The organism is Celeribacter sp., assembly GCF_048266405.1.
In the GTDB taxonomy this organism is placed as follows: domain Bacteria; phylum Pseudomonadota; class Alphaproteobacteria; order Rhodobacterales; family Rhodobacteraceae; genus Celeribacter.
Map to the genome: position 1 here is coordinate 122,351 of NZ_JBLWZO010000005.1, position 17,104 is coordinate 139,454.

21 protein-coding genes are annotated in these 17,104 nt (G+C 56.1%); 11 read left to right on the forward strand and 10 right to left on the reverse strand.

The genetic code is table 11. The annotated features are described in order from the left end of the window. Positions 1 to 86: 86 nt before the first annotated feature. Together ACN0TS_RS11470 and aspS are read left to right on the forward strand one after the other, a co-directional pair. The gene (locus ACN0TS_RS11470) at positions 87 to 1,193 is read left to right on the forward strand and encodes a phosphatase PAP2 family protein (protein ID WP_417259494.1); all 1,107 of its coding nucleotides are present in this window, start codon (positions 87 to 89) and stop codon (positions 1,191 to 1,193) included. A 125-nt stretch (positions 1,194 to 1,318) separates the two neighbouring features. After that, positions 1,319 to 3,112: an aspartate--tRNA ligase gene (aspS, locus tag ACN0TS_RS11475; protein WP_417259495.1), complete on the forward strand. Its 1,794-nt coding sequence runs from the start codon at positions 1,319 to 1,321 to the stop codon at positions 3,110 to 3,112. An 84-nt stretch (positions 3,113 to 3,196) separates the two neighbouring features. Here the strand turns inward: aspS and ACN0TS_RS11480 are convergent, their stop codons facing one another. Beyond that, positions 3,197 to 3,916, reverse strand: a complete 720-nt coding sequence (locus tag ACN0TS_RS11480; RefSeq protein WP_417259496.1) for a response regulator — start codon at positions 3,914 to 3,916, stop codon at positions 3,197 to 3,199. A gap of 161 nt (positions 3,917 to 4,077) precedes the next feature. Between ACN0TS_RS11480 and mce the strand changes: the two genes are divergently transcribed. Further along, complete coding sequence (gene mce / locus ACN0TS_RS11485; RefSeq protein WP_417259497.1) at positions 4,078 to 4,482, forward strand: methylmalonyl-CoA epimerase; 405 nt, start codon at positions 4,078 to 4,080, stop codon at positions 4,480 to 4,482. A 24-nt stretch (positions 4,483 to 4,506) separates the two neighbouring features. Continuing rightward, positions 4,507 to 4,788 carry a DUF1467 family protein gene (locus ACN0TS_RS11490; RefSeq protein WP_417259498.1) on the forward strand — a complete coding sequence of 94 codons (282 nt, stop codon included), beginning with the start codon at positions 4,507 to 4,509 and terminating at the stop codon, positions 4,786 to 4,788. 16 nt (positions 4,789 to 4,804) lie between these two features. Here ACN0TS_RS11490 and ACN0TS_RS11495 read toward each other — a convergent pair whose 3' ends face one another. Together ACN0TS_RS11495 and ACN0TS_RS11500 are read right to left on the reverse strand one after the other, a co-directional pair. Further along, positions 4,805 to 5,509 (reverse strand): EI24 domain-containing protein, encoded by a 705-nt coding sequence (locus tag ACN0TS_RS11495; RefSeq protein ID WP_417259499.1) that lies wholly within the window; start codon positions 5,507 to 5,509, stop codon positions 4,805 to 4,807. Then, positions 5,509 to 6,087 (reverse strand): nitroreductase, encoded by a 579-nt coding sequence (locus tag ACN0TS_RS11500; RefSeq protein WP_417259500.1) that lies wholly within the window; start codon positions 6,085 to 6,087, stop codon positions 5,509 to 5,511. The genes ACN0TS_RS11495 and ACN0TS_RS11500 overlap by 1 nt, the downstream gene beginning before the upstream one ends. Positions 6,088 to 6,259: 172 nt before the next feature. On the opposite strand from ACN0TS_RS11500, the gene ACN0TS_RS11505 reads away from it, so the two are divergent. The 4 genes from ACN0TS_RS11505 to ACN0TS_RS11520 all read left to right on the forward strand — a co-directional run bounded on the left by ACN0TS_RS11505 (position 6,260) and on the right by ACN0TS_RS11520 (position 8,117). After that, positions 6,260 to 6,538: a DUF167 domain-containing protein gene (locus ACN0TS_RS11505; protein WP_417259501.1), complete on the forward strand. Its 279-nt coding sequence runs from the start codon at positions 6,260 to 6,262 to the stop codon at positions 6,536 to 6,538. Between the two features lie 100 nt (positions 6,539 to 6,638). After that, positions 6,639 to 7,355: a M48 family metallopeptidase gene (locus ACN0TS_RS11510; protein WP_417259502.1), complete on the forward strand. Its 717-nt coding sequence runs from the start codon at positions 6,639 to 6,641 to the stop codon at positions 7,353 to 7,355. A gap of 181 nt (positions 7,356 to 7,536) precedes the next feature. Beyond that, positions 7,537 to 7,842 carry a DUF6455 family protein gene (locus ACN0TS_RS11515; protein WP_417259503.1) on the forward strand — a complete coding sequence of 102 codons (306 nt, stop codon included), beginning with the start codon at positions 7,537 to 7,539 and terminating at the stop codon, positions 7,840 to 7,842. Beyond that, a complete protein-coding gene (locus ACN0TS_RS11520) occupies positions 7,839 to 8,117 on the forward strand; it encodes a DUF6455 family protein (protein ID WP_417259504.1) in 279 nt (92 codons plus the stop codon). Before ACN0TS_RS11515 ends, ACN0TS_RS11520 begins: the two co-directional genes overlap by 4 nt. 64 nt (positions 8,118 to 8,181) lie before the next feature. Here the strand turns inward: ACN0TS_RS11520 and ACN0TS_RS11525 are convergent, their stop codons facing one another. Further along, on the reverse strand, positions 8,182 to 8,682 hold the full coding sequence (locus ACN0TS_RS11525) for a DUF4405 domain-containing protein (protein WP_417259505.1): 501 nt from the start codon (positions 8,680 to 8,682) through the stop codon (positions 8,182 to 8,184). A 155-nt stretch (positions 8,683 to 8,837) separates the two neighbouring features. Here ACN0TS_RS11525 and ACN0TS_RS11530 point away from each other — a divergent pair, with 155 nt between their 5' ends. Together ACN0TS_RS11530 and ACN0TS_RS11535 are read left to right on the forward strand one after the other, a co-directional pair. Then, positions 8,838 to 9,197, forward strand: coding sequence for a diacylglycerol kinase (locus ACN0TS_RS11530; protein ID WP_417259506.1), 360 nt, complete (start codon positions 8,838 to 8,840; stop codon positions 9,195 to 9,197). A gap of 18 nt (positions 9,198 to 9,215) precedes the next feature. Beyond that, positions 9,216 to 9,563 (forward strand): YigZ family protein, encoded by a 348-nt coding sequence (locus tag ACN0TS_RS11535; protein ID WP_417259507.1) that lies wholly within the window; start codon positions 9,216 to 9,218, stop codon positions 9,561 to 9,563. Here ACN0TS_RS11535 and ACN0TS_RS11540 read toward each other — a convergent pair. Together ACN0TS_RS11540 and ACN0TS_RS11545 are read right to left on the reverse strand one after the other, a co-directional pair. After that, complete coding sequence (locus ACN0TS_RS11540) at positions 9,554 to 9,982, reverse strand: thiol-disulfide oxidoreductase DCC family protein (protein ID WP_417259508.1); 429 nt, start codon at positions 9,980 to 9,982, stop codon at positions 9,554 to 9,556. The genes ACN0TS_RS11535 and ACN0TS_RS11540 overlap by 10 nt on opposite strands. A gap of 36 nt (positions 9,983 to 10,018) precedes the next feature. Further along, positions 10,019 to 10,411 carry a rhodanese-like domain-containing protein gene (locus ACN0TS_RS11545; RefSeq protein WP_417259509.1) on the reverse strand — a complete coding sequence of 131 codons (393 nt, stop codon included), beginning with the start codon at positions 10,409 to 10,411 and terminating at the stop codon, positions 10,019 to 10,021. Between the two features lie 327 nt (positions 10,412 to 10,738). On the opposite strand from ACN0TS_RS11545, the gene glf reads away from it, so the two are divergent. Next, positions 10,739 to 11,875, forward strand: a complete 1,137-nt coding sequence (gene glf, locus ACN0TS_RS11550; RefSeq protein WP_417259510.1) for a UDP-galactopyranose mutase — start codon at positions 10,739 to 10,741, stop codon at positions 11,873 to 11,875. Positions 11,876 to 11,921: 46 nt separating this feature from the next. Here glf and ACN0TS_RS11555 read toward each other — a convergent pair whose 3' ends face one another. From ACN0TS_RS11555 to ACN0TS_RS11570, 4 genes are read right to left on the reverse strand one after another with little or no spacing between them, the layout of a single operon-like run. Further along, positions 11,922 to 12,986, reverse strand: coding sequence for a hypothetical protein (locus tag ACN0TS_RS11555; protein WP_417259511.1), 1,065 nt, complete (start codon positions 12,984 to 12,986; stop codon positions 11,922 to 11,924). Between the two features lie 55 nt (positions 12,987 to 13,041). Then, positions 13,042 to 14,091 (reverse strand): hypothetical protein, encoded by a 1,050-nt coding sequence (locus ACN0TS_RS11560; RefSeq protein ID WP_417259512.1) that lies wholly within the window; start codon positions 14,089 to 14,091, stop codon positions 13,042 to 13,044. Next, positions 14,084 to 15,907 carry a hypothetical protein gene (locus ACN0TS_RS11565; protein ID WP_417259513.1) on the reverse strand — a complete coding sequence of 608 codons (1,824 nt, stop codon included), beginning with the start codon at positions 15,905 to 15,907 and terminating at the stop codon, positions 14,084 to 14,086. The genes ACN0TS_RS11560 and ACN0TS_RS11565 overlap by 8 nt, the downstream gene beginning before the upstream one ends. Then, positions 15,904 to 17,037 carry a hypothetical protein gene (locus tag ACN0TS_RS11570; RefSeq protein WP_417259514.1) on the reverse strand — a complete coding sequence of 378 codons (1,134 nt, stop codon included), beginning with the start codon at positions 17,035 to 17,037 and terminating at the stop codon, positions 15,904 to 15,906. The genes ACN0TS_RS11565 and ACN0TS_RS11570 overlap by 4 nt, the downstream gene beginning before the upstream one ends. Positions 17,038 to 17,104 lie beyond the last annotated feature (67 nt).

A 17,104-nucleotide genomic window follows, 5' to 3' on the forward strand; every position in this document is an offset into this window, starting at 1 on the left:
TCTGTAGCAGTATGTGAAACAGCCTGTGCCAAAACACGTGTTTGTTTCAGAATATCAAACTACTAATCGCGATGAGGGGCGTCAAAATGCAGCTAATTTCTAATACGTCTCGTGTGCGTGTCTCGGCTTTAAGCGCGGGACTGCGCGAGATGTCCGTTGTGAATCTTCTAGGACTTATTACTGCCGCTTACATCTCATTGGGGATAATCTATCTGATCGCATTGGGTGATAATCCGATCGAGGTATTCCAGAGCTTTGTGTTTGCTTTCCCGCAATTCATTGCACTGGCGATGCTTCTGGTGCCTGCGTGGGCGCTTGTCCTGCTCTGCGTGGGGTTTGTTTGGCTGTGCCGTATCAGGAACATGGATTTGGGGAAGCTGCGCGAGGTTATGGTTGCCATTGTCTACTGCACTGTCTTCACCTTCATGTTCAGTTTGGTGAAAAACAAACTCCCGCTGGTAAATTCGTTTTGGGCAGATCCGATGTTTACGGAACTGGATAAGATGCTGCATTTCGGAATGAACCCGCGCGATTTTCTTGAGTGGCTGTCCTTTGCGTCTACTCGAAACCTCTCAACGTTTTATTTCAATGGCTGGGTATTCTTTGCGACCTATTTGCCTGTGCTTCTGGTGGCCTTCGACACAAGCAAACAACGTGCGCGGACGTTCACCTTGCTTTGGGCGGCATGCTGGGTCGTTTTGGGCAATTTTATCGCTGTGGTCTTTATGTCCGCGGGGCCTATTTTTGCAGGACTCCTGCCAAGCATCTCGCCGTCGGATCATGCCGCAGTCATGGGCATGTTGGCACGTGATGATGCGTCCATGCTTCATTCCGTGCGCGACGTGCTTTGGCATGCATATGCCGAAGACCAAAGCCAAGCTGCATCGGGGATTTCGGCATTTCCCTCCGTGCATGTCGGCATGGCAACTGTGGTCGGGCTTTACATCCTGCGTCTTGGCCGTGATTTGCAAACGGTCCTGCCTGCCGCGCCGTTGCGTCACGTTGTACGGGTCACAAGCTGTCTTGCCAGTGTCGTGATTGTCGGTGTGTTTATGGTGCTTTCGGTCTATCTGGGATGGCATTACGCGGTAGACGGCTACGCCTCCGTTGTCGTTATGACAGGCCTGTACTGGATGATGCAGCGCCGTGTTCAACGAGATTCGGCGTTCTTCGGACAGGCCTACGCAGCCTAAGTGCCACTGTCCGTCCCGTGAGATTTTCGTTACAGGCTTGACTTTCCGCCTCTCAAATTGTGTATCGGCGCAAGCGTCCGTGACGCAGAACGTCACAGAGACATCGACCAAAGGGACATGATTACATGCACGCCTACCGTAGCCACACTTGCGCCGAACTGAACAAATCCAACGTCGGCGATACCGTCCGTCTGTCGGGCTGGGTGCATCGCATCCGTGACCACGGCGGCATCCTGTTTATTGACCTGCGCGACCATTACGGCGTCACTCAGGTGCTTTGCGATCCCGATAGCCCTGTGTTCAAGGACATGGAAAAGGTGCGTTCGGAATGGTGTATCCGCATCGACGGCAACGTCAAAGCGCGGGATCCAGAGCTGGTCAACGATAAGTTGCCCACAGGCGAAATCGAAGTTTTTGTGCGCGATCTCGAAGTGCTTGGCTCCTCCGAGGAACTGCCGCTGATCGTCTTTGGCGATCAGGAATACCCCGAAGAAACCCGCCTGAAATACCGCTATCTCGACCTGCGCCGCGAGGCGATGCAGCAAAACATGATCCTGCGCTCCAAAGTAGTGGCCGATCTGCGCAAACGCATGTGGGATCAAGGTTTTAATGAATTCCAGACTCCGATCATCACGGCCTCTTCGCCAGAGGGTGCGCGCGACTTCCTCGTGCCGTCACGTCTGCACCCAGGAAAATTCTATGCCCTGCCTCAGGCACCGCAGCAGTTCAAACAGCTGATCATGGTGTCCGGCTTTGACAAGTATTTCCAAGTGGCACCGTGTTTCCGCGACGAAGACCCGCGTGCCGACCGTTCGCCCACCGATTTCTACCAACTCGACATGGAAATGTCCTTTGCCACGCAGCAGGACATTTTCGACACGATGGAACCCGTGATCGCGGGGATGTTTGACGAGTTCGGCAAGGGCCGCAAAGCCAACCGCAACTGGCCGCAAATTTCCTACAAGGACGCGGCGCTGTGGTATGGCACTGACAAACCCGACCTGCGCAACCCGATCAAGATGCAGGACGTGTCTGAGCATTTCCGTGGCTCAGGCTTCGCGATCTTTGCCTCCTTGCTCGAAAATGAAGGCACCGAAATCCGCGCCATTCCAGCCCCTAAAGGCGGCTCGCGCAAATTCTGTGACCGCATGAACAAATTCGCGCAACAAGAGGGTCTGCCCGGTATGGGTTACATCTTCTGGCGTGATCAGGGCGAGGGCATGGAAGCCGCAGGCCCATTGGCCAAGAACATCGGGCCAGAGCGCACCGAGGCGATCCGTCAACAACTCGGCCTTGAGGTTGGCGACGCGGCCTTCTTCCTCGGCGGCAAGCCTAAAGCCTTTGAACGTGTTGCGGGCAAGGCGCGTACAGTGATCTGGGAAGAAACACCCAAAGCGCCCGAAGACGAAAACTGGCGCGACAGCTTCCAGTTCGCGTGGATTGTGGACTTCCCGATCTACGAGAAGGACGAAGAGACTGGCAAAATCGATTTTGAGCACAACCCGTTCTCGATGCCACAAGGCGGAATGGATGCGCTCAACGGCGATCCGCTCGACGTTTTGGGGTGGCAATATGACCTTGCCTGTAACGGCTACGAATTGGTGTCTGGCGCGATCCGCAACCACAAGCCGGAAATCATGTTCAAGGCCTTCGAACTTGCGGGTTACGGCGAAGAGGAAGTGCGCAAACGCTTCGGTGCTTTGGTCAATGCCTTCCAATACGGCGCACCGCCCCACGGTGGCTGCGCCCTTGGAATCGACCGCGCCGTGATGTTGCTCGCTGATGAGGATAACATCCGCGAAGTCATCATGTTCCCGATGAACCAACGCGCCGAAGACCTGATGATGAACGCACCGTCCGATCCGCAAAACGAACAGTTGCGCGAATTGAGCCTGCGCGTCATCCCGCGCGAAGACTGACGCAGTCCCGATTTGGCGGTGCGAATAATACAACGGCGCGAGGGGCAACCTTCGCGCCGTTTGCCTTTGGCGACTAAGGCCTGCTCAGCTCGCTTGGCTCATGGTGATGCGATTTTGGACAAGTCCCGCAATACGCGCCACATCGGTGCGGTAGGGTTTGCCCGCCTCACGGTGCCGCGCAAGGGTCTGGGCCGCCTCGACCACTTCGCTGTCGCCCGCCGTGCGGGCAACTCCCGCAAGGAATTGCGCGATGTAGTCGAGCATTTCGTCACCGTTATGTGCGGTGAGGATGTCCGCAACATGGGAAAAGTCGTCTTGCAGCGCGATGGGGTCGGGGTCGATTGTCTCGTCGTTGACTGCCCGTAGCCCGCTTGGTCGAGCGCTCTCGGGCAGGGCATCTAACACCATTTCCTGAAACGCGCCGAGATTGGCGATGGGCTTTTCGATAAATCCGTGCGCCCCTGCTGCCAGAGCCGTTGCGCGCGCATCGCTGTCGCCCGACATGCCGATGACGCATTCCACGTGGGAGTGCATATGGATCAACTCGTCTATTAGATCCGCGCCCGATCCGTCGGGCAGGCCGAGATCCACGATCGCCACATTGGGGCGGTAAACCCCCAGATGTTTGTGCGCAGCCATCAAGCTATCCGCGCGGCGAATGCGAGCACCCGAGCGCAGACACAACAGGCGAACAGCCTCAGAGGCAAAGCGGCTGTCTTCGACCACAAGGACAGTAAGGCCAAGCAGCGGGCGCTGTGGCGTCGGTTTTTGGGGGGGTATAAATTCATCGAATATATCGGACATTGGGCAGGTCTCCGGTTGGGTTGTCCAATCTAAACGCAGGAATGGTGAACGCTCCGTTAACCTAACGTGGATTTTAGCCCCTGCGCGCCTTTGCCGCTTGCGAGCATTGGGGGGAGGGGTGATAACCTACCCCTAGAGAGCTTTATCTAGAGGAGAGAGACATGATTGGCCGTCTCAACCACGTTGCGATTGCAGTGCCCGATCTTGAGGCCGCATCCGCGCAATACGCAAACACCTTGGGCGCAAAGGTAAATCCACCCCAAGACGAGCCTGATCACGGCGTCACGGTGGTGTTCATTGAGCTGCCCAACACCAAGATCGAATTGCTCTATCCTCTGGGTGACGACTCTCCGATCAATGGCTTTCTGGAGAAGAATCCTGCGGGCGGCATCCATCATATGTGTTATGAGGTCGATGATATTCTTGCGGCCCGTGACCGACTCAAGGCCGACGGAGCGCGGGTTTTGGGCTCAGGCGAGCCAAAAAACGGCGCACATGGCAAACCCGTGTTGTTTTTGCACCCCAAAGACTTCAATGGCTGCTTGATCGAACTAGAACAAGTTTAAGAACCTGACAAAGAGGGAAACGCGATGGCGATAACATCAGCAATAGTTCTATTTGCGGTAACGTGGTTTATGACCATGCTCATCGCGCTTCCCATCGGGTTAAAGACCCAAGGCGACATGGGCGAGAAAGTCGAAGGCACCCATGACGGGGCGCCAGCCAATTACAATCCGCGCCGCAAGGCCGTGATTGTGACCCTCGTCACCTGCGTGATCTGGGTATGTCTGGTGACGTTCATCACGTTAACTGATCTGACATGGCACGATCTGGACTGGACCGCGCGCCTGCCGTCTGTTGCCGATAGCTAAGACCCTACCTACGGGCCTAGCGCGGCGTAGGGCGGGGCGTGTCCCCCTCAAGACGCATGAACATATGTGTGAAGGTCGCAACGCCCAAAACGGGGATCAGCAGGTTCACAAGCGGGATCGACAGCGGCACCGCCATCAGTGCGCCCGCGACCCAAATCTCGCCCATGTGCCGCTTTCGCGCGGCCTTTGCGCCCTCGCGGCCCAAGCGGCGCATGGCGATCATCTGAAAATACTCGCGACCCAGCAGATAGCCGTTCAACCCCCAAAAGATCAGCGGCGCGGCGATATTGAGCAGCAGATAAAGCGCAAGTGCCACGATGTTGGCTGCGATCAATACTCCCATAAATCCGAGCGAATCCATGATCGTATCGGACAGAGACATCTGCGGTGCTGGGGGCAGTGCAGGGTAGTGGCGGTCTTCTACGGCTTCGGCAACTTCGTCGAGAAAAATACCTGTGAAGGCCGAAGCTACAGGCACCATCAAGAATACCGATAGCCCGATCATCACAAAGAACGAGCCGATGGAGAGGGCAAGGCCGAGGCCGATTTCCCCAATCCAAGGTAGCGTCACAGTGTCAGGTAGGAACAACCCCAACACCCAGACAAAGGCGATATAAACGGCGATCAAAAGCGCGAGGGCCAGCCCGATCCCCTTACCCAAGACCGCACGGAAACGCGGGTCTGTCATCTGCGCCAAGGCCTTGGCAAAATCGCTAAACATCAGTCGCTTACCCATTCGGTAATGGCGCCCAGATCAGGACGCGGGCGTTCTGGCGGGGCACAGCTTTCGGTGCCGATGTAGATCAGACCCGCAATTTGTTCATGGGGCGCAAGGCCAAGTGCGTCCTCACAAAAACGACGCTCATGGCTGGCCCATCCCGATAGCCAGTTAGCACCCCATCCCGAGGCCAATGCGGCATTCAGAAGCGATAGGCACACGGCCCCTGCGGAATAGAGCTGTTCAATCTGCGGAACTTTTTCACTCTCTACGGGGGAGGCCACAACGACAACGGCGAGGTGGCCGTCCGCGAATTGTCTGGCGTTCTTTTCGACCTTGTCGGCGGGATAGTCGAGCGTCTCGCCCAATTGCACCACCTCATCGGCCAAACGATCAAGGGCGGCGTTCTCCAACACAATAAAGCGCCATGGTTCCAGTTTCCCGTGATCGGGTGTGCGGGCTGCCGCAGTCAGGATCGGCTCTAATTGCACTCGCGTTGGCACAGGTGTGGTGAGCGTTTTTGCGGGCCGTGACCGGCGCGTGAGCAAAAAGTCGAGGGCGGCGGGGTTTGATGTCGGCATAGGGCGTCCCTTTGCGGTCACGTTGCGAGTGTTCGCAAGCGATGTGCGGTGCGTGGTTTTATCTGCCTTGTTATGTCGTGGCTTTTACAGGTGATTTCAAGCTACCTATCTCAAATCGCAGGCGTATAATCGGCCACATCGCATACAACATCGCAACACGCAGGATGCTCCATTGGACAAAGCGGAATTGAAAACGGCGCTCAATGATGCGGTTAAGGACGGCCAACTGTCGGTGCGCGTCACACCCAAAGCCTCACGCAATACGGTCGTGGTGGAGCAAGGTCAGGATGGCCCCGCTGTGCGCGTCTATGTCACGACTGTCCCTGAGGACGGGAAGGCCACCAAAGCGGTGGTTAAGCTGCTTGCAAAATCCATGGGGCGGGCTAAATCGACTTTGACCTTGGTGCGAGGGGAAACCTCGCGCGATAAGGTTTTTCGCTTGTGCGATTAGGGCGCGATCCGTCCTTTGTTGTCACGACTTCGCGATTGGCAATGGGGCGTTGACCTGCCTACACTACGTCTTTGGAAACGCAGTTCGAGTAGACAAACACATGATCACTTCCCGTCTTGTTCTTGCCTTTGGTGTCGCGCTTGGCCTGTCGGCCTGTGTGACACCTGTTTCAACGCCACCGTCCTCTACTCCGCAGCCCTCCGAAAACCCCGTCTCGAATACGGGCAAGGGCGTGACCGTTTCACAGTTCACATCGGTGGTGGCCCGGATGGAACCGGTGGCCGAGGCCGAATGTCGGGCCCGTGCGCCACAGGCGAATTGCGATTACAAAATCCTTGTGGATCGTCGCGCCGATGCGCCCGCCAATGCCTATCAATCGGTCACGGAGAGCGGGCAACCGACCATCACCTTTACCGTCGCATTGATTGCCGATGTCCATAACGTTGACGAATTGGCCTTTGTCATGGGCCATGAGGCGGCGCACCATATTCGCGGCCACCTTGGACGGACACAGGACACCGCTGTTGCGGGTGCGGTGATCGGAGGTCTGCTTGGCGCGGCGCTTGGCGCGGATGCGCAGAGCCTGCAAACCTTGCAAAACCTTGGCGCCACGGTTGGCTCACGCACCTACTCCAAGGCCTATGAATTGGAAGCCGATCAGTTGGGCACCATCATTGCCGCCCGTGCGGGCTACAACCCTGTGCGCGGGGCACAGTATTTTGCGCGTATTCCTGATCCGGGCGATCAGTTCTTGGGCTCGCACCCGCCAAATGCGCAACGAATCGAGACCGTAAAGCGAACGATGGCGAATATGTAGGCAGGGCACAGCCCTATTGTGCCCACGCCGCGTTGTCCTGCTACGCACCAATCCCGCCCAAATCACGCCAAACCCCGCTTCAAACGGGTGGCTTTGACACGGATCAAGGTCCGCAACCCATCCCCGTGGTGTCTTGACCGCGCAACGTCGGGCCATAGCCTGACGACGTTAGGGGGCCGATATGCCAATGTCTGTAAATCCGACCTTTCGAGGCCATTCGATGCTTTTGAGCGAGATGGCCGAAACACTCGGGGTTGATCTGGCAGGGGCGGTGCGCCGTGGCGACATCGCGCCGCTCGAGATGATCAACCGCGTTTATCGCTGCCAGAGCTGCTCCTCACCCGACATCTGTAGCAAGTTCATCGCAGCGCATAAGCAAACGGGCGCACGATTGGCCCCGTGTTACTGTCGAAACAAGGAAGCGCTTGAACAAATGGCGCGTGTTGAGGCAACCCCCTCCACGCGGGCAAGGAGAGATAAGCGATGATCAATGACGCGATCAAACCCGGAAAAGCCTGTTTGTTGCATGGCATGGCCGAGCGCCTTGGCACCGATGTTACCACGGCCGTCAACTCTGGCGATATCTCTGCCACGGAACTGTCGGAGATGATCTCGCGCTGCGAACGGTGTTCAAAACACGATCCGTGTATTTTGTGGCTTCTGGAGCACCAAGGGACGCAAAAGGCTGCTCCCGATTATTGCCTCAACACCCAAGAGTTGAACTACCTGCGGGTGGCGCAGTCGGGTGAGGCCGCGGGCTGATTCCAATCCTATCGCACGCAAAACGGCCCGCCATGTGTAGGGCCGTTCTTGGTCTGTGTTAGGTCTATTCGCCCATCACTGCAAAGGCGCTCAACAGCTTGCCAGGCTCTGCGCCAGCCAGATCAATCACAGTGCTTGTCGCGGTTGCGTCCTCATAACCCGCAGCGATCATTTTGCTGGTAAGGCCGTCAGCATCGACGCCAAAGACTGGGGCGAGTGTCGCGAGGTCTTTTTCACCGAGCATCATGATGGCTGCCGCGCCGCCGCGAGGTCCGCCCTCTGTCTCGGATTCAGGCATCACGTAGCCGCCGATGGTCATGGCCAGAAACCCGATCATCAAGACAAGCGCGATGGGACGTTTGAAATAGGTGAGAAAGGCACGCCAGTTGAGAATGAGGTGCAACGCCACCGCTCCCATCATCACCAACCCGATGATCTCATGCAGCCACCGACCCGCATCGGTGACGATGTGAAAATACCACAGCGTTCCCGTCACGCCCGTGACGAGAAAGGTCCCAACGGTGAGTGGTGTCGCGAATTTGCGGAGGGTTGAATTGATAGACATGGCTTTCGGCTTTCTATGAATTTCTTATGCCCATTATACGGTTTGGCCCGCATATCCCGTCGCGCGTGCCGGAGAAAATTCTAAAAAAACCTTGCGCCAAGCATCGCCATTTCCGAACCTATGCGCCACGACACACGGACAATGAGGCAGGCAGAATGCAAAAGCTGATCTACACCTACAAACGGCTCATCTTGCGCACGATCTGGAGCCTTCAGGGGATACGCGCCACTTGGGTGGGCGAACATTCTTTTCGCTCTTGGGTCTGGGCCAATCTCGCCTCGGCGCTGCTGGCCTGTGTGCTTGATCTGACGGCGGGGGAACGAGGTTTGATCCTCGCGCTTGGGCTGTTGGTGCTTGTCGCTGAACTGTTCAACACCGCCATTGAGGACGCCGTGGATTACATTTCGACCGAGGAACACCCGCTCGCCAAACGCGCCAAAGACGCAGGATCGGCGGGCGTGTTCGTGACCTCGCTTGCGGTGGGTGTGGCGTGGGTGGTGGTACTCATCGGCTGACCCCGCTACACAGACCCCATGCAGGTTTTCGACAATATCCTTACCGACCGTGGATCGAAATACGCCGTCTCGGGTGGGCCTTGCCCCGACGCCGATGCGGCCAAAGCCTTTGTCAAAACCCTGTGCAAGACCAAGAAGTTCGCCAAAGCGACCCACAACACATGGGGCCTTATCGGCGCAGACGGCCCGATCAAAAACGATGACGGCGAAAGCGGCGCGGGCATGGTGATCGTGCGGATGTTGGAGCGCGAAGGGCTCACCGATCATATCGTTGTGGTGACGCGGTGGTATGGCGGCAAACACCTCGGCGGGGATCGTTTCCGCCACGTGCAAACGGCGGTGCGCCACTACCTTGATCAGCTTTGACGCGTCTTGCGGGCCTGACGCCGGATATGCCACCGATAGATGGTCGGTGCCAAAACCCGATCATAGAGGAACACCGTCACAGGGCGCACAATCGGCCACCCCGTGATCCGCGCCAGCCAGTGGAAGCGCGGCATCTGCGCCCAAAGCACCCGAAACGCGGGCATCCCCGACATGAGCGCCCCGTCATGGATCACGTACAACCGCCGCGCCGCCTGATCCGCATCAATACCCCATGCCTGTGCGGCGCAACTGAGGTCGTCAAAGCGGATCGGCAGGGCGTTTTTGTCGGCATAGGCCGCGTAATGCCCAATCTCGAAGGAACAGATCGGACACTGCGCATTGAACAACACGGCGGTGTCTTTCGGGGTGTCTTGGCCCAACATTGGCGGCTCTGCGGGATGTGTGTCGGTCTGTGTCATGACGCTCATCTAGCGCGGATGGGTCGAAAGCCCACGCTATTTTGCGGCGACCTGTTCCACCGCGCCGCCCACGTCGCGCCACGCCGAAAACCCGCCCTCGATATGGGCGACATTGTCAAACCCCATGTCCTGCGCGGTTTTGGTGGCCAAGGCCGAGCGCCACGCAGAGGCACAGTAAAACACGATCTGTTTTGCCTCCGCCAAGACGGGTTTGTGGTAGGGGCTGCTCGGATCAATCCAGAATTCAAGCATCCCGCGCGGACAATGAAACGCCCCCGCAATCTTGCCCTCCCGCTCCAACTCCCGCCTGTCGCGCAGATCGACAATCAAGGTGTCAGGATCGTCCACCAAGTCCACCGCAATCTCGGTCGGAATCGTGGTGATCTGGTCATAGGCCTCAGTGAGCAGCTCTTGGTATGTCTTGGTCATGGGGATCTCCGTTTGGTTGGGAGAGTGAGGAAGGTTCTCAGCGACGTCAAGAGGAGCACCCGAGTCTGCACATATTGTGAACGGCGGCACTCAGTCAGGCAATTACGATGCAAAATGTTCCTTCACTCTCAGTCTCGAACTCAGCAGGAGCAAATAGAGTTTCATAGATTATTTGGTATCTTATTGAAAACGCCCCCCCCTCCTCCCCAAGATGACCTAACTTACACGCCGCCATTTTCCTCTCATTTTCTGTTCTTGGTTAACGGCTTTGAAACCAAAGTCCCGCCACATTGTCTCAGGACGAAACACTGGACAAACGAGGTGGGTATGAAAGTCTTGTTGGTCGGCGCGGGGCTGTCGGGGGCTGTGATCGGGCGGAAGCTCGCAGAGGCAGGTCACGAAGTTACAGTCGTTGAACGCCGCTCCCATGTCGGCGGCAATTGCCACACCGAGCGCGACCCCGAGACGGGCGTGATGGTTCATGTCTATGGGCCGCATATTTTTCACACAGATGACGCCGAGGTTTGGGATTACGTCAACGGGTTCGAAACCTTCATGCCCTTCAAAAACCGTGTAAAAACCACATCGCAAGGGCAAGTGTTTTCCCTGCCGATCAACCTGCATACGATCAATCAGTTCTACGGAAAGACCATGCGTCCCGATGAGGCAAAGGCCTTTATCGAGACACAGGCGGACACCACGATTACCGACCCTCAGACGTTTGAGGAACAGGCCCAGCGTTTGGTGGGCAATGACCTCTATGAAGCGTTTTTTAAAGGCTACACGATCAAACAGTGGGGCATTCAACCTTCCGAACTTCCCGCCTCGATCCTGAAACGCCTTCCCGTCCGATTTAACTACGACGACAACTATTTCTTCCATAAATACCAAGGGATGCCAGAAAACGGCTACACCGCGATGATCGAACGTATTCTGGATCACGACGGGATTACTGTGCATCTGAACACCGAATTCGATCGCGACGCTGCTGCCGGTTTTGATCACGTGTTCTACTCTGGCCCCCTTGATGGGTACTTCGATTTCGAACTGGGCCGCCTTGGCTACCGCACGCTCGATTTCGAAAAGTTCAACTTTGAGGGTGATTACCAAGGGTGCGCTGTGATGAACTACGGTGAGGTCGATGTGCCCTATACCCGCATCACCGAGCATAAGCATTTCTCGCCGTGGGAAAGCCATGAGGGATCGGTCTGCTATCGTGAGTTCTCACGGGACTGCGGTCCCGACGACATTCCCTATTACCCCATTCGTCAGGTGAAAGAGAAAGCTCTCTTGGCCGAATACATCAAACGGGCCGAAGAGACGCGTGGCGTTACCTTTGTCGGGCGGTTGGGCACCTACCGTTATCTCGATATGGATGTGACCATCCGCGAAGCGCTCGACACGGCGGATGTGTTCCTGGCGCAGGGCAAACAGACCCCAGCCTTTGTCATTTCCCCGCTCTAACTCCACCCTTCTTACAGAAAGTGTGCCGCGGGCGGGGACAGGCGGTTTAAAGCGAGCTAATGGCCTTGATCTTGTTTTCTCGCAAATAGCCCTGCCAACCGCTCCCATTGTCGAACATCTCTCGCATGGTCAGGGCCATCGCGGCGACATCGCGTTGTTGAGCGGGGCTCAGGTGATCCTCAATGCGCAGACTTTGTGGTTCGGCAATGGAGGTCTCAACTGAGCGGTCGAGGGCGTCTTGCAAAAGCGGGCGACCGTCGAAGAACTCCGCATCCATCGCCTTTGCATCATTTCGAAAGACCGTGGCGATTTTTTCTGCCAGTGATCTGTGCAGGGCAAGCTTTTCACCCTTTGAGCTTTCATGCGCATTGAGGTGACGGGCGAGGGCCCATCCCATTCCCAACCGCACATGAGTGGATTGGTCTTGAAAACTCTGATGCACAAGTTTGATGACCATCAGATCTTTCAGGGACAAAGACTCATTGGCTGATTTTCCCGTTTCGATTGTGAAATCGGTGTCGCCTAGCGCCGACTTGAGGAAATCTGCCACGACCGATCCCTCATGCAACTCACTTCGCACAAAGGGGCGCAGCGTGTAGGCCTCCCCGAACTCCTTACGCCACGATTGGCAACGTGGCGTATAGTTCAAGCGCTTTGTCATGTTGCGCTTGTCGAAAAACTCTTCAAGCGAGTCGCCCATAAAGGCCCCGACTTTGATCACTTCGGCGCAGGTGGAAACCGTGCGCGATGCGTGAGGGCGTACATATGAGACGATGCGAAGTTGCTCGGCTACTTTGGTGAAGTAGGTGTTCCATACAGTTTTGACGTTTTCGGGTTTTGCGCCCTCAAGGTGCTCTGCCGAAATAACTGAGACGTCTGCTGCTTTTTTGCCAATGGTTTCGGCCAATGGGTTAAATTGTGCGGCGGCATCAGGGCTTTGGGGATTTCTAAATCTCACCGCAAGATGGTTATGGGCCAGGCGTGAGGGATAGCACAGCGTACGGCCCGTGAGGCGGATGCGCCCCGCCGCCAATGCGTATTGGATCGAGGTTGATCCCGTTTTATGGTCGCCAGTGTGAAGTACCAAAGTTTTTGTTTTGCCGAGGGCCATAATTCCTATCCCTGATCTGAATCAACGGGTTGTGCGGGCTTGATGAGCGTTGAAATTAGTTTGCCAATGCCGCGGCGTGGGTTTTGCGGAAATGGAAGTTCCAATTCTTTCCGTTTCCGCTCAATTCATGCACCATGTCCGCCAAGGCCAGAATAGTGCGGCGCTCGTCTGCGCTCAGGTGGTCGGCAGGGCGTAGGCTTTGTGGCTGAGGCAGCGCGGTATCAATGGCGCGATCCAACTCTGCCTCGAGTACCTTTTTGCCACCAAACAGGAGCCTGTCCACGGTCTGCGCGTGTTCGCGATAGGCTTTGGCAATCGCTTCCGCCAATGACTTATGTATCCGCAAAGGCTCGCTTTCGAAGCTGCCCAAGGCTCTCATGTGACGTGCTATGGATCGTCCTAAACCGATATGATCGGCGCGATCTAGCGATTTGGTGCGTCTGTGGACCAGTTTTAGAACCATCAAGTCGCGCAGATTGAGCTTCGGATCGGTTGTAGCCATTTCCGCCACTTTAAAGGGCTGCCCATCCGCAATGGTTGTCATGAAATCGGTCACAATTGAACCGCCCTGAAGTTGGGTTTCGATCAGTGGCCGGACGACGAACGCATCGTTAAATGTGCTGCGCCAATCGGTGTAGCGGGGCGCATAAAAGAAGCGTTTGTTGGCGAGGCTGCGTTCGAAAAATTGATCAAGCGTCTCTTCGGGGTGGAAACCGGATTTGATTTGTTCTACGCGCGTCGCAATGAAACGCGCCGCGTGAGGTCGCACATAGGTGATGATTTTGTAATCCTCACAGGTCGCGGCCAGATGGCCGTCCAGAACGGATTTCAAAAACCGTGCAGGCGCGTCCTCAAGCCATTCACCGGAAAGGATAGTCACGTCAGCGGACACATTTTGAATGCCTCGGGACAGGGTGTTGAGTGTGGACGCATCTTTCTGCTTCCACTGATGGTATAGCGAGGTGTGATCGCTGTTTCCCGGGTAATATAGCGACTGGCCGACCAGAGACACGCGCTGTGTTGCGAGAGCTGTTTGAAGCTCTGTGGATTCAAGTTTGTGGTCTCCCGCGTGGATGATCAAACGGCCTGTCTTGGGCTTATGCATGTTCGACCTCCGGCTCTGCGTGGGTTCCATTGGTTAGGGATGGTGCCAGCTTCTCCTGCCAGAATGCCTCGCTTGCGAAGTTTGAATACCCCGACTGCCAAGATTTTTTTAGGGGCGCGTAGCTGCGCCAGAACGTCCATGCAAGCCGTAGAAAGGTCCACAGTTCGCGGGCCATTTTGCGCTTTGAATGGCGCACGGTCATGTGTTTGCGATTGTCGGTGTCGACATAGGTGATTTGAGCTGCACCCCATATGGCGTGGAGTTGGCCGCGCAATCCTGCGTCGATGACGACATGGTCGCCAAAGCGTTTGAACAACGGAATAAAATGGCCGTTCAACGTGAATTTCATCAACCTGCGCAGCCAGCCTTTGTCGGGGTTGAACCGGCGTTTGCTTGGCTCGGGCAGGGACACGGTATCAACCCAAGTTTCGTCATGGCGGATCGCGGTCAGATCGGCGCGACGCTTGGCCATATCTGCATTTTTCGCGAAGAAATCTGGGCCTTCCATGAAATCGGCAAAGGACATGTTGAGCGCCCTAGCTGTCTCGTAATGGCATTGGACGATGGAACGCAGCACAAATCGCGCGGCGATTTTCAAAGTGGCCTTGCGCCCGATATCCATATGCGGAATCGCCATGTGATGCGCGAGGTGGCTGCGCAAGTCGAGGTAGAGCGTGTGTAGGGATTCCTTGTTGGAAAAGTTGTCATCCTGAAAACACACAACACCGTTCAGAGTGACGATGTCAAAGTCATGCACGAGGCTGAAGCTGACGTCGTCCCCACGCACAAAGAAGGGGAAGGGCATATGCTCCACGCTTTCGACGGGGAAAGCGAAATACCACCATCCTCCATAGGCATTGGGCGCACGGCGCGGGGTCGTGTCGTATTCCATCGCCAGAACGCTGTGCTGGTCACGCAGGTCCAAACCGCAGAATTTTGGTTGGCACACTGTTTTGAAGACCGCGCTGTTTTCCCATAGCCGCCATTTTACATCGGCATCGGTGATCGCCCCTGCCACGGCTGTGTTTGGGTCGGTGGCATAGGCGAGGAACATCCATGTCCGCTCAATGGATTCCATATGGGTTGAGGCGTCATCGTCCATAAACAAACAATGACTCGCCCCGCGTGATTTGGCCTCAAGCAGGCCACGTGCAAAACCGCCCGAGCCGCCCAGATTTTCATTGGGGATCACGGTAATATTGTCGGTTGAGCCCAAGTCCGTGCTTTGGCCGTTGTCGATAACAGCAAGGTGGATGTGATCGGCCAAGGGCGATGTCTCGAAGAACTGATTAAAGCGCGAAACGGTTTTGGCCACGGCTTCTTCGCGCTTGAACGTCGTGATGGCGAGACACAATTCGGGCGTGCGTAGGGGCGCTTGTTCTGTTTCCCAACGGGCTGCGGACAGTTTCCCGTCCGTGCTTAAGGCTCGCAATTTGAAGAAGATCACTGATGTTGAAAAAGCCGTGCCCGAGATGTCGAGCGTGGTGGTCAAAGGCTCGCCTGCCTTCAGAGTGATGACCTCATTGGCCAAAAGACGCCACGAGCGATGACGGGGTGCGTTGAAGACAACGAGTTCAAATGTGCCTTCCCCCTCAAGCGTGAGGGCCAAATCGTTGAGCGCACAGCAACGTTTCCATTTGCCGATGTTGAACAGGTTTGCATAGGTGCTGAACTCTGCCTGACCTTTCTCCCCAAACAGAATCTTCTGATCGCGTAGTGAGAAGGCAGATCCCTCCAACAGGCGCATGTAGGTGTCGACTTCGGTGTTCAAACCGACTTCGGGCCACATCAGGGATTGGAGAGTTGTGCGTGTCATAAGTGCGTTTCCGGTAATTGGTACTCGTCCGAGAATTCGAATGTTTCAAAAAAGGCGCGGATGTTGTCGGGGATGGTGGTGTGCTGAAGTGCCATAAGAATCTGGCGCAGCCCCTGTTCATTGGCCTCACGTTCGGACACAGGGCGCACATGAGCCATGTCTGCAATATCAGCGAAAAATGCGTCCTTGCCGGTGATTTGGGACAGGTAGGCATGAATGGGCGCGAAGGCGTCCATCATCAATGCGCGATTTTCGGCGCCGAACAATTCAACCTCGCCATTAGGCGGGATGTCCATCGAACTGCCTGCGCGGATCAGAAACTGGCGCAGGAAATGAGCGTCTTCGGGAGACAGGTTATGGTTGCCGATGCGGGCAAACTCCATCAGGGCCCGCGGGATGGAGGGGTTCGCAGAGGCAGTTGTCTTGAGCTTCTTTGGAAAGGTGACAGGCACCTGCGCCACAAAATCTTCAACAGAACCACCCGAGGCCACGACGTCCGAATAGGAACGTATATGTAGGGTCGCATGTGGGCATTTCTCGACCCAAGGGCGGAGCATCTTTTCATAATCGAAATGGATGCCCTCGAAATAGTTTGCAGTTGCCCCCCCGCGCAAGGGGCGCATCTTGTGGTTAAACTTCAACCGCTGACCGTGCCACGAGGCAAGGTAGTCGTCGGGACGGCGCAGTGTGCAGTAAAGATCGAGATCCGAGGTGTCGAACATCCGCATAAGCTGGTCGATCATATCGGGGGCTAACACCCCGAAATTCGACATCACCTCAGAGCATAGGATCACCGTATGCGGCTCCAACTCGGCAATCTGGTTGCGCAGCGCAAATTTCATCTGTGGCGTTGCGGGCAGCTCTTTATGGTACGGCGGCACCGTTACGCCCTCGAGCTGTGACAGCATTCGAAAGGCCAAGGCGTTATGTGGCTCGCGCAGGTTGATCGGCAGGTCGGTTTCCGTATCTTTCCCCGCAAGTGCATTGCGGGTCATATGCGCCAATCCGCGGCTTTCGACGGCGGGGTATAAAATGCCTGATTTTAGCAGCGCGTAGGCGTTTTCAGACAAAAACTTTTGTAAGGACGTCGAGCCAACCTTGTGGTGCCCGATGTAAAAAATGGCCTTCATTCCCGAGGCTCCCCGTCGATCTCTCGAATGTGCGTTCTACACCTGTCCAATCATACCCTCGGGGATA

Bases quoted from the DNA above. Each gene is read 5' to 3' on its own strand.
- ACN0TS_RS11470 (WP_417259494.1), top strand. From the start codon at position 87: ATGCAGCTAATTTCTAATACGTCTCGTGTGCGTGTCTCGGCTTTAAGC.
- aspS (WP_417259495.1), top strand. From the start codon at position 1,319: ATGCACGCCTACCGTAGCCACACTTGCGCCGAACTGAACAAATCCAAC.
- ACN0TS_RS11480 (WP_417259496.1), bottom strand. From the start codon at position 3,916: ATGTCCGATATATTCGATGAATTTATACCCCCCCAAAAACCGACGCCA.
- mce (WP_417259497.1), top strand. From the start codon at position 4,078: ATGATTGGCCGTCTCAACCACGTTGCGATTGCAGTGCCCGATCTTGAG.
- ACN0TS_RS11490 (WP_417259498.1), top strand. From the start codon at position 4,507: ATGGCGATAACATCAGCAATAGTTCTATTTGCGGTAACGTGGTTTATG.
- ACN0TS_RS11495 (WP_417259499.1), bottom strand. From the start codon at position 5,509: ATGTTTAGCGATTTTGCCAAGGCCTTGGCGCAGATGACAGACCCGCGT.
- ACN0TS_RS11500 (WP_417259500.1), bottom strand. From the start codon at position 6,087: ATGCCGACATCAAACCCCGCCGCCCTCGACTTTTTGCTCACGCGCCGG.
- ACN0TS_RS11510 (WP_417259502.1), top strand. From the start codon at position 6,639: ATGATCACTTCCCGTCTTGTTCTTGCCTTTGGTGTCGCGCTTGGCCTG.
- ACN0TS_RS11515 (WP_417259503.1), top strand. From the start codon at position 7,537: ATGCCAATGTCTGTAAATCCGACCTTTCGAGGCCATTCGATGCTTTTG.
- ACN0TS_RS11520 (WP_417259504.1), top strand. From the start codon at position 7,839: ATGATCAATGACGCGATCAAACCCGGAAAAGCCTGTTTGTTGCATGGC.
- ACN0TS_RS11525 (WP_417259505.1), bottom strand. From the start codon at position 8,682: ATGTCTATCAATTCAACCCTCCGCAAATTCGCGACACCACTCACCGTT.
- ACN0TS_RS11530 (WP_417259506.1), top strand. From the start codon at position 8,838: ATGCAAAAGCTGATCTACACCTACAAACGGCTCATCTTGCGCACGATC.
- ACN0TS_RS11535 (WP_417259507.1), top strand. From the start codon at position 9,216: ATGCAGGTTTTCGACAATATCCTTACCGACCGTGGATCGAAATACGCC.
- ACN0TS_RS11540 (WP_417259508.1), bottom strand. From the start codon at position 9,982: ATGACACAGACCGACACACATCCCGCAGAGCCGCCAATGTTGGGCCAA.
- ACN0TS_RS11545 (WP_417259509.1), bottom strand. From the start codon at position 10,411: ATGACCAAGACATACCAAGAGCTGCTCACTGAGGCCTATGACCAGATC.
- glf (WP_417259510.1), top strand. From the start codon at position 10,739: ATGAAAGTCTTGTTGGTCGGCGCGGGGCTGTCGGGGGCTGTGATCGGG.
- ACN0TS_RS11555 (WP_417259511.1), bottom strand. From the start codon at position 12,986: ATGGCCCTCGGCAAAACAAAAACTTTGGTACTTCACACTGGCGACCAT.
- ACN0TS_RS11560 (WP_417259512.1), bottom strand. From the start codon at position 14,091: ATGCATAAGCCCAAGACAGGCCGTTTGATCATCCACGCGGGAGACCAC.
- ACN0TS_RS11565 (WP_417259513.1), bottom strand. From the start codon at position 15,907: ATGACACGCACAACTCTCCAATCCCTGATGTGGCCCGAAGTCGGTTTG.
- ACN0TS_RS11570 (WP_417259514.1), bottom strand. From the start codon at position 17,037: ATGAAGGCCATTTTTTACATCGGGCACCACAAGGTTGGCTCGACGTCC.